An 11523-nucleotide genomic window follows, 5' to 3' on the forward strand; every position below is an offset into this window, starting at 1 on the left:
GGCTGTGGGCAAATTAATCTCAAATATCTCCAATTACCCGCTTTCGGAAGGAGCGGTGGCCTATAGCAATAAGTTGGTGCTGGAGGATGGTTATTCCATCCGCACCGATTCACTGAAGGATTACTTCAAGATCATCTTCGAGTTATCGAAAGATGTACTGTTCTTTAATGATACGGGTGGTGCGTCGCATACCTGGAACGACCTGCTGAAGAAAGATGCCATCTTCCAGTTATCGAGGTTTGTAACGCTTTCGGTGGCCGAGCTGCATGAATACTTCCGAAACCTGCCGCAGATCAACGGTTTCAACAACGACAACACGATCTCTGTTACTGAATATAAGAAGCTGGCCTGGCAACGCTTTTCGGTACTGCAATACCTGTTCTGGTATTACAAGACCATCAGCGATTCGATGAGCGGCGAAAACCAGCCGCAGGTATTATCTATCCTGAAAGGAGATACGGTGAGCAACCTGTTCATGCGTTACGAGTCGCTGTTGCAGGAGTGTCTGGTGGGCCCGCCGATCCTGATCGGCGCCGGTGAAAAGGTAGCTACGCCAGCCTTTAACGGCCTGGTATTTCCGCCGGTGGAGGCCGATCTCACGGCTTCGTTGCATGCCTATTACAATCCGGCCAACCTGCCGGTAGACCCGGTGCTCAATATCTATCTTACCGACGAAGACAAGATCAAAGCTGCCAATGAATATGCCTATACTTTCTTCCGGGCGTTGATGCAGGTGCAGCAGTTATTCAACACCTGGGCTTCCGGTAAGCTGCAGGAACTGACTACTACGAACAATGACCACGAACCGCATATTGGTTTACTAATCGCCTTTTGCAAACTGGTGATGCTGTATGATGCGCGGTACAATCAGCTGATCCATCAGCATACCGCCTTTGTGTTCAGCGATATTCTGCGCCTGCAGAAGCAACGCGTGTTGCCGGATACGGCCTATGTGAGCCTGGAACTGGCCAAGAACGTAAACCAGTATTTCCTGGGCAGGAACTCCCTTTTCAAAGCGGGCAAGAACAGCGCGGGTAAACCGGTGTATTATCAGTCGACCAGGGATATGGTGCTTAACAGCGCGAAGATCGCCGCCATCAAATCGAGCGTGCGGGTGTGGAAGCAAAATGAGTTGTTTACCGTAACCGGGGCAGACGATGCGGCCAATGCCGAATGGCAGGCCAACAATGCGTGGCTGGCCTTCAACGATATCAGCGACTCGTATACCGGCATGGGCATCGAGGCTAAGATGCTGGTGAGTATGCAGAAAAAAGATACGGTGATCGATTTTGAGTTTGAGTTTGGCGTGGATGTGCCGGCCAGCTCGAAGATCCTGGAAAATACCAAGGTTGCCTTATTGCTTACAGACGGTACGGAAGCCAGCCTGGTAGTGACAAATGCGGTGACCGAGCTTCACTGGCTGAAGATCAGTACAAAGATCGAAAAGGACCTGAAGGTGGCCGTTAAGACGGGGGTGAATGCCAGGATCAAACTGGCATCGCCGGTCCGGGAAAGCGAGGATACGGACGATTACCTGCAACTGTATCGTTTTCTACTAAAGCAGCAATTGCTAAAGATCAAAGTGAAGGCCTACCAGCAAACGTTTACGCCCACCCAGGTGCGTACCACCTTTGGTATGATAGATGGGGCCGCCAGCTTTGTAGCGTTTGGGGCGAACTCTCAATCGGGCGCCTCGTTCAGGGTTTACCATCCCTATCTTCAATACACGGACAAGCTGGATATTACCTTCCATTGGGCCGAGGGGCTGAAGGAGGCCGTACCGATGAGCATCAACGGTACCGATGTGACGACCGTTGCCGGTCAGGATAGCAGTCTGATATCCGCCTTCGACAATGACGGGGCATCTACCCTGATCGTAAGGCTTGAGAATGACCATCTCTACAATGCTACCTCTACGCTGAAGCGCGGCAATACCACGACGACCGTACTGACTCCTTTGCCACGTATACTGCTGGTAAAGTCCATCGATATGAAGGGCGACCTGGAAGAGCTGGTGTATGAAAAGGAAACGCAGCGGGCCGTCATCTTTATCGATGAATTACTGAACCGTAGGCGATTCATTACCTCGCTGTATGTGCCGTATGCGAACAAGCGCCGGCAGAAGGTAGCGTTGCGGGAAAGGTACTTACAGTTAAGGTTCAGGTTTTGGGATGAATACCGGAACAACCTCACCGTTCACCTGTATCCATTCGGAGAGCGCAAGGTGAACAAGCCGAGCGGCCTCACGTTGCTGCCCGACTATTCGGTATTGGGTTTCAATAATTATGAGGGCGACCTATACATAGGACTCACCAATATTACGCCGGGGCAGAGTATCAGTCTGCTGTTTGACATAGCCGAAGAAACGGCCGAGCAATCGGAACAGGAAGCTAAGATCAGTTGGCATTTCGTGACCGAAGAGAAGATCGAAGCACTTGATCCCTCTCGCGTGACCGATACGACCAATCATTTCCTGCAGCCGGGCATTGTGCAGCTGACCTTGCCGGTGACTGCGACGCCCGACAACCAGCTTCTATATGGCGCCAATACCTACTGGCTGGTGGCCCGCTGCGATCATCATCCGGAAGTGGTGGCCAACATCAGGAGCATTAAAACGAATGGGGTGGCTGTAGAACGGGTTTTGGATGCCAATAACCAGGAAGCCCGGAAATCGGTGGCGCCGGCTACGATCGAAAACCTGTTTCCCAAGACGGCGAATGTGAAAGTGGTGACGCAGGATACGCCTTCGCTCAATGGCCGCGAAACGGAAACCGACCTGCATTTTTTCTGGCGCAGCAGTATGCGGCTGCGGCATAAACACCGTGGCATAACCCAATGGGATATCGAGCAATTGATACTGGAGCAGTTTCCCAATATCTATAAAGTAAAATGCCTGAACCATGCTTTGTATGATGATGCGAGCATCAGCATTATTGCCCGGCCCTGGCACTGTCTCATCACGCTCATCCCTTATTACCTGGTGAATGCCCAGCAGCCCAATTTTCAACCGGCGATCACGCTATCGAAACTCCTGGCGGTGAAAAGCTGGCTGGAAAGCAAATGCTCCGCTTTTCTCTCGTTTCAAGTGTTGAATGCCCGGTGGGATGTGGTGTCTGTGGAACTGGAAGTGGAGGCGAACGAGGATATCCTTGACCTCTTGTATTACCGCGACCAGCTGAACCGTGATATCATGCGTTTCTTTTCGCCCTGGGCTTTCGAAGCGAGCGGCGCACCGGCGTTGTCTCAGAAGATCTATGCGGCCACGCTGGTGGACTTTATCGATGAACTGCCCTACGTGCACCATATCAAAAGTCTGAAGCTGCTGAAGAATAACCTGGAGGTGCATGATGCCATCGATGCTTCTACCGCTATTCATTTTATCACCTCTGCGCCTGAACACACTATAACGGTTCACCCTTATGGAAGTTAACAACGAACATATCGACGAAAAGGCATTGCCTGCGCTGGTAGAGAACTTTTCGCTGCTGCGCGACCGGGCGATGGCTTATATACAACAAACCACCACGGGTAAATGGACAGACCACAATATCCATGATCCGGGCATTACCATCCTGGAGGCGCTTTGTTATGCGCTAGCCGATGTGGGCTTCCGGATGAATTTCCCGGTGCAGGACCTCCTGACGGATGACCTCGGCAATCTACCAAAGAAAGCATTCTATTATCCACAAGAGATATTGCCCTGCCACCCGGTTACGATCAATGATTTCCGGAAGATACTGATCGACCTGCCCCTGATCAAGAACGCCTGGATCACACCTGTTACCGACCCCAACACCAGCATTGTGCTCGATTATGAACCGATGTATGTGTATGAAAAAGGAGGGAGGCTTGTGCTGAAGAAAGATGTCACGTCTCCGCCCATCCCGGTAGCGGATCATGCGGCCATATTGAACAGCGACCCGGTATTCATCATCGGGCTCTATGCAGTGCATATTGAATTTGAAGTACAACCTTTACTCGGCAATATCGATAGCGGCGAAGCCTTTGAAGGGGTGTATGAACCCAAGTACTTCGGCGATATCTTCTACGATATCAGCAACTGGAATGTGCTGATCAACGATAAGCGGATGCTGCAGAAGATCGCCAAGGCCTATACAGTGAACCCCGCCAATGTAACGCTGGACTTTGAACCTTCGCCCAAGAACAAATACAACAACAACGACGGCAAGCTGGATGAGCGGGTATTGACGGAATGGTATTTCAATGTAGTGGTATTGTGCAGCGGTGTGCCCACGTTCACCTTCAAAGACGTATCGTTTGTGCCCTATTTCGAGGGCGGGAAGGGCATTTCGGGAAAGGACCTGAAGGACCTGCTCAAGAAGAACAATTTCGCCTTCTGGGGCAACTGTTTCAAAAAAATACTGGCACTGGCCAAGGCCTACACCGATATTCAAACGGTATTGCACCAAAACCGCAACCTGGCCGAGGATTACCTGCCGCAGTTATCGGCTATACCTACCATCGACTTCCAGATCTGTGCAGATATCGATGTAGACAGCAAAGTTGACATCGAGCAGGTTCAGGCCACTATCTTTCACAAGCTCATTGAATACATATCACCCACCATTCCTTTCTATACATTCCAGGAGTTGACGGCCAGGGGCCTTCCCATCGAAGAGATACTGGAGGGACCCAAGCTATCGCATGGCTTTATATTGGAAAGCGAGATGGGGGAAAATTCTTTCCAGGATTTCACCATCAACCTGTCGGACATCATCAATACCATTTACGAAACGGAAGGGTTGATCAATGTGCGGAATGTGACCCTGCTGCTGCGGGACGACAATGGCAATACGATCACCAATACCAACAAATGGGAGATCAAGGTGCCGGCGGGCTTTAAGCCGGTGTTGAACAAGCGTAAAAGCAAACTTACCTTCTATAAGAACGATCTGCCGCTGCTAGCCCACTTCAAGGAAAGCATCATCAAGCTGAACCTGCTGCAAACCAACAGCGTCAAGTTCCGGAACAGCGACGTACCCATGCCGGTCTTCAATCCGGTGTACCGCGACCTGGCCCTGCATTATGCCCTGGCAGATGAATTCCCGGCCACGTACAAAGTCGGCAAGAACCTACCCGACAATTACCTGAACAAACCGGAACTGTACAAATCGAAACAACTGGAAGGCTACCTGTTGTTGTTTGAGCAACTGATCGCCAATTTCCTGAAGGATCTGCACCAATTGAAAGAAAGTCTGTCGTGGGAGACGGTGCAGCACCTCCAATTCAAAAGCGCCGGCAACAACTGGCGGCGGAGTTATTTACTGGGCGGCAGTGGCGACAGCCGCTGGCAGGACATCATTGAGCCCAATAGCACCTTCCTGAAGAAACGCAATGCCAGCCTGGACTACCTGCTGTCGCGCTTTGCAGAGAACCTGCAGGAGATCGATAGTTTCTTCTATCTCTCTACCGACAACCTGGCGATCACAGAAGCCGATTACTATCAATACCTGATCGACCTGAAGCAGCAGTTCCTCGCCAACTATATCGCCATTAGTGCAAACCGGGGGGCGGCGATCAACCTGCTGGCAGGGGCAGACTATTTAAAGACGCCGCTATCGGGCTATGAGCACCGCCTGAGCCGTTTGCTGGGATGCCAGCTGCTTAAAAACGATGGCAGCCGCCGGATCGCTACGGACGTCGTCGACAACGACAAAAAGGAACGCGGCCACTTTCATGTGCTGGAGCATATCCTGCTGAGGATACCGACGCTGAGCCCCGAGTTCCTGACCTATGTACAGGCCAATGGGATTACGCTCAATACAGAGTTACTGGGCATTTGTACAGATGATGATTGTACGGCCTGTGACGGTCACGATCCTTATTCCTTTACGGCTTCGATCGTATTGCCTTCGTGGGTACCGGTGTACCAGGACGTACACTACCGCGATTTCATTGAAAAGCTGATCAGAAAAGAAACGCCGGTAGGTGTGCTGCTGCGCGTATGCTGGATCGATAAAGGCTCGATGCTCTATTATGAGCAGGTACTGGGCGAATGGTGGACGGCGAAATATGAGCTGTTCTTCGCCGATGCCGATAATTATTTCGCGCGCCTGGTGACGTATCTCGACAAACATACCACCCTGGTGCAGGCGATGAAATCGCACCGCAGCGATTACTTCCCGGCAACGCTGCATGGCTGCGAAGACGAGGGTGAAGAGAACAATACCCGGGTATTCCTCGACAAGACTTATTTAGGAACTCCAAAAAATAATAATCTATGATCAATATATTTCCGGAATTCGAATCGAGGCAGGTGCTTACCGCCGACGAGCTGAACTGGATGGCCTGCTATCTGGATGCACAGGAGCGCCAGTCGCGCCGGTTTTTGATCGGGTGCGGACTGATTGGCGGACTGCAGGTGAAACTGGTGAATAACTCGGTACAGGTGACGCACGGTATTGGCGTAACGAGTGCCGGCCATATCGTTTCTCAAACGGGTGGCAGCAGTGGCATTACCACCTACACCAAACAAAAGGCTTATACGCAACAGGCCAATGAAAAGCTGGCCTATCATTATCTGCCGGATCTGGATCCTTTGGCGGAGAATTATACCGGATCGGTGGATCAGCCTTCGTTGTATTTCCCCGGCTTTGCAGGACCCATCCTGGAGTTGTTTGAAGACACCGTGAATGATGCTACGCCTATCGATGGCGCCAGTATCAATGGCAAGGTGGCGTTGTTGTTTGCCGAGATCATACAAAAAGAGCTGAAGGACTGTGAGGGAGACAATTGCCAGGAGCGCGGCAAGAAATACCTGTTCAAAACAAAGGTTTTGGTGATCAGCAAGGAAGATGCGCTGCTGCTGTTGAGCAAGGAGTACAACAATGTGGTACAATCGGAGGATGCGCTGAGCAAGCTGGCCTATCCCTGGCTGCACCTGCCCAATATCAATATCCTGAAGCCGGTATTCTCGAACAAATCGGTGAACGCCGCTTTCAGCGAGAAAGTGCTGGTTGACGAGTATGGCCGCTGCATCAAAGATTTCCGTGATGTGCTGAGCAATAACAAAGCGGCCATTGAGCAATCGCTCACCAATCTGCGGAACTACTGCACGGTGACGCCAGCCAACATAACGCTGGTCGACACGCTGGTGGCGAAAATCAATAGCTCGAATGTGTTGAGCGCTAATAACCAGTCGCCGGCACTATCGGGCGTGGTGTATGATTACCTGTGGTGCTTTGTAAAGGCTTATCAGGAACTACAGACCGAAGCGCAGCAACTGAAAGCGAAATGCTTTACCAATGAGGGTGCTTTTCCCAACCACATCCTGCTGGGGTTGATCTCCGCTACCAATAGCGATTTCGATGCCCCGGTGTACACCGGTTATTCGGTGTACCGGCATTACTTCCAATCGAGGCTGATGCAAACGCAGCAGGCGGAGCTGGCGAAGAAGGTGATCGTTTGCATCAAGCGGCTCGTGACGCTGGTAACGGCCTTCGACGATGCCGCCCTGCCCAATAAGAAGGATATCCGCATTACAACGGGTGGCAACCTATACGATCCGCTATCGGAGCAGGCGATGCCCTATTACCTGAAGCAGGCGACGGCGCCCTTTTGGAATGTGCAGTCGGCCCATTTCAACCTGAACAAGTACAATACTTTCTACGGCAGTACCGATGACAACCAGACGCCGTCGACCAACCTGGCGTATAATACATTGCCCTATGCCATGCAAGGCAACCATGGTTTCTTCCGCATCGAGGGGGTGTATGGTCAGCCGGCGGTGAATGCGTTGAACTCGGTATTCCAGTTGCGCAAGAAGCATGGTATGGCTTTCGAAGTATTGATGTTGCGACTGAATGAGAAAGCGCCCTTCAGTCATTCTTTCAACTTCACCATCAACGAAGACGTGGAAAGTATGTACCAGGTGGTGCGTGCGGAAGTGCTGAAGCAGATCAGCCTTAACATCAACTACCTGTGGGGCCTGCAACTGAAGGCTGGCAAGTTTACGGGCATCCGCAACATCCTGGAAGACGAGCTGGAGAAGAGTTACCTGTTCTTTTTAAACAATATCAATATCCTGCTCAAGGCCAAGCCGCTGGAGATGGTGCTCAACGAGGCCATCATGGCGAGCAATATCACCACTAACTATAAAGCCAAGGCCTATACCACCGAAGCGAAGTACATGGAGCTGGAAACGTTGTCGGCGGAGGCCAAACCGGTTACCCAAACGCTGGCCAAGCAGGAGAGTGTGGGCATTTCTTACCTTAAATACAGCCCGGCTTATGTAAGTATACTGCAACCGACCTTTACGATCGGGGTTTTGTTCTTCAATACCCTGGGCAACCTGGTGGATACGATCAAGCGCAGCGATAAGTTCAAGAATACGTCGGACATCAGCTTTTACAGTCACCTGTTGAAGATCGTGAAGGGCATGCAAAAGAATGAAAAGGAAAAGCTGTTGTTCCTGTATGCATTGCAATTGTATTGTGCCCTTAAGTTGCAGGAGGCCTATCTGGCCGAGAATTTCCTGGAGCTGGACATTGTGAAGTACCGCGACAACCTGGAAGACGAGTTGTTACCTGCCGCCGACCAGGTCATGGATTACCTGCGGCCCTTCTCGTTCTACTTTACAAATATCACCAACGACGAGCTGCTGTACCAGGTGAACCGGGATGAGATAATGGAGCATGCGGGCCGGGTTAAGTATGACGATGACTGGATCAAGATCATTCAACTGGATGCCGAGAATAAGAAACGCAATGGCGGACTGGGCGTAGAGAACTTGTTGGAGAAGTTCGTGAAGCTGCATCCGGGCATCGCTCATGGCTGTGGTGTTCCGAAAGGAGGGACTTACCTGATGATCTACGACGCTGCCAACCAGGTGGTGGCCGACTTCTATTTGCCTTATATCATTGCTTCGCATTTGAGACCGATACAGTTTACGCTGTTGGAGAACAAGACCATTACCCTGAGCGGTACGGTGAAGGATGCAGCCGGCACGATACTACCGGGTGTGACCGTACTGGTGGGCAATGCCACGGTCATCACCGACAAGGATGGTTTTTATACGGCGCTGGTTTCGGAGAACAGTACGGTGAAGATCATTTGTAAGAAGGCCGGGTACGAAGACTTTTCGAAGGACGTGAAGGTCACGGATCAACCGATCGAAGAGAACATCGTGTTGAAACCTGTACCGGTTGCGAAGTTCAAGACGACCGTTCAGTTCCGCAATCAAAAGCAGCAGGGGGTAACGAAGACCTTTACACTGCTCGATAAGCAAACCAATAAGCCGGTTACGGTGGAGAAGGGGGTTATGGTATTGACCGAGGAGCCCAAGAAGACGTTCAAGTATGTGGTGCAGGATGCCAGCTTTGACGATACCGAGTTCGAGATCACCACGATCGACAAGGATCAAACGATCCCCGTGCCACTGATCGAGCTGGACTTCTTCCGGATCCAACTGGTGGGTCAGCCCGGCAAATATGTTCCTTCGTTATTGAACAGTATAAATGTGATCGCTCCGGACATGGAGCTCGATAAAAGTAAACTGGCAGAAGGTTTCTTCATTACCAAGAAACGGGAAGACATCACCCTGCAGGCGAAGGTAACGGTGGTCTATAACCAGAAAACGGCGACACAGGAGATATCGGCCGGTCCGGATGAGAACAAGGTCATTGTAGACACCACAACCCCCGAAACCGAGAAGCGGTTGAGCCTGGTAGTGGGTATCCTTTATCCGCAGGACGGGAATTTCGTCAGGCTGAAGAATGTAACCGTGAATGGTACGTCGGTGCCGATGCAGCTGCAGAGTGATATCGGCAAGAACGATATCAAGACGAAGGGTGAGTTTGACATCTCCAAGGAGTTCCCGCAGGTGAAGCCAATCGCCATCGACAGTTTCAAGGAAGTGAATGCGGCTTCGCTGCTGATCGACTTTGTGTTTACCACCTCTCGTGAAAAGGTGACAGACGATATGGTCTTCTCCTTTACGAAAACGATCACGCCGGCGCAGAAGACCAGCTTGATCGGCAACTTCCCGCGGCTGCGGCCCATTGCGGCCGTGCTACAGGAAGGCGTGACGACCTTCTATTGCATGGTGATCAACAAAAAGGATTTTGATGTAGTAGCTAAAATATTAGGGCTTTGAGTGATCCTGTGATACATAAGGTGAGTGTGGTGTTGCCGGCGACGGACTACCAGGAGGCGGGCAGGCACCAGAGCGCTGCCAAACACTGGGCCCGGCATAGTTTGCCGGGGTTGCTGAACCGGCATCTGGAGAGCCTGGCCAAGGGTGAGGAAGTCGTGTACATCGAAAAGGTGACGATCGAATTACCTGACTTGCCCTGGAACCTGAGTGAGGGAGACTGGCAGCGGCTGCTGGCGGAGGCGATACAGGTAAGTGCGGCTTCGCCGGATAGTAAGGCCTTGATCGTACAGCAATGGGTATTTTACCTGGAGCATGGCTGTATGGAGAAGCATGCATTGCTGGCCAGCCGGCAGGCCATGGAGGTATACGTGGCAGCGCATTTTGAGGAGTTGGGGCCTTTGCTGCTGCAGACCTTACGTAGTGGGGGTACTTTTTCCATGTGGCAGCGATTGTTTGGCCAGCATGGAGAGGCGTTGGTAGTGTTGGTGCTGGAGGCCTTGCTGGCGATCGATCGTGCGCGGGCGGTGCGGGTATATGCGGTGTTGCGGCGGATGATCGAAGCAGATGCGGTGGCCGCAGCGCGGGTGCTGTTGAAGCTGGTGGTGACGAACCGGGCTGTGACGGCGAGCAGGAAGGAACAGTTGCTGGAGCAGTTGTTGCGGGGAGGGGGAGATGAGGCGCGGCTGGTTGAACCGGATACGGATGGGGTGAGCGAGGAGTTGATTGAAGATGCGAAGAAGCCGTCCTTTCCGGATACTTATCTATCATGCGCCCATGCAGGATTGGTACTATTGTTCCCTTATATAAAAAGCTTTTTTGAACACTGTGGTTTTGTGAAGGAGGATGCTTTTGTGAGTGAAGCGGCGCAGTGGATGGCGGTGCAGGCTTTGTACTTTTTGGCGACGGGGAAGGCTGAGGGCGCACGGGGGGTGGGCGGCGAAGAAGCGGCTGAGGCTACGAGTGATGTGGTCGGCAGTGTGAGCGGTGGTGAGGAAGCGAGTGATGCGGCCGACGGTGTGCCAGAGGAAGAATTGGTATTACCGAAATTATTGTGTGGCGTTGAGTTGTCGGACTATGTGGAATGGAAGGGCGCCTTGCCAGCTTTTGTGCAGCGGGAAGCGAATGCCTTGCTGGAGGCGGTGATCGACCATTGGAAGGTGTTGCAGCATACCTCTGTTGACGGGTTCCGGGAAACCTTCCTGCGGCGAACAGGTCAGCTGGTGCGGCAAGGAGACAACTACACTTTGCAAGTAGAAGAATCGGGCGTAGATATTTTACTCAATAGTATACCCTGGGGATTCAGGAATTACCGTTTGCCATGGATGCCCGGCACCCTGGTTACGGAATGGTCTTAATACATGAAAACGTCTGCCACCATATCGGCCAAGGCGAAGGCTAAGCGGCCTTTT

General features: G+C 51.9%; 4 protein-coding genes. All 4 read left to right on the top strand.

Features of this window, described 5'->3' with window-relative positions:
* Positions 1-4 precede the first annotated feature (4 nt).
* Genes P2H89_RS09185 through P2H89_RS09200 form a run of 4 tightly spaced genes read left to right on the top strand, consistent with a single transcriptional unit; the run spans position 5 to position 11469 of the window.
* Positions 5-3430 (top strand): hypothetical protein, encoded by a 3426-nt coding sequence (locus P2H89_RS09185; RefSeq protein ID WP_275826414.1) that lies wholly within the window; start codon positions 5-7, stop codon positions 3428-3430.
* The gene (locus tag P2H89_RS09190; RefSeq protein ID WP_275826415.1) at positions 3420-6245 is read left to right on the top strand and encodes a hypothetical protein; all 2826 of its coding nucleotides are present in this window, start codon (positions 3420-3422) and stop codon (positions 6243-6245) included. Before P2H89_RS09185 ends, P2H89_RS09190 begins: the two co-directional genes overlap by 11 nt.
* Positions 6242-10114, top strand: a complete 3873-nt coding sequence (locus tag P2H89_RS09195) for a carboxypeptidase-like regulatory domain-containing protein (protein WP_275826416.1) — start codon at positions 6242-6244, stop codon at positions 10112-10114. Before P2H89_RS09190 ends, P2H89_RS09195 begins: the two co-directional genes overlap by 4 nt.
* Positions 10111-11469: a contractile injection system tape measure protein gene (locus P2H89_RS09200; protein WP_275826417.1), complete on the top strand. Its 1359-nt coding sequence runs from the start codon at positions 10111-10113 to the stop codon at positions 11467-11469. Before P2H89_RS09195 ends, P2H89_RS09200 begins: the two co-directional genes overlap by 4 nt.
* The last annotated feature ends 54 nt before the right edge of the window (positions 11470-11523 follow it).

The sequence above is a fragment of the Paraflavitalea sp. CAU 1676 genome (assembly GCF_029223285.1).
Taxonomy (GTDB): domain Bacteria; phylum Bacteroidota; class Bacteroidia; order Chitinophagales; family Chitinophagaceae; genus Paraflavitalea.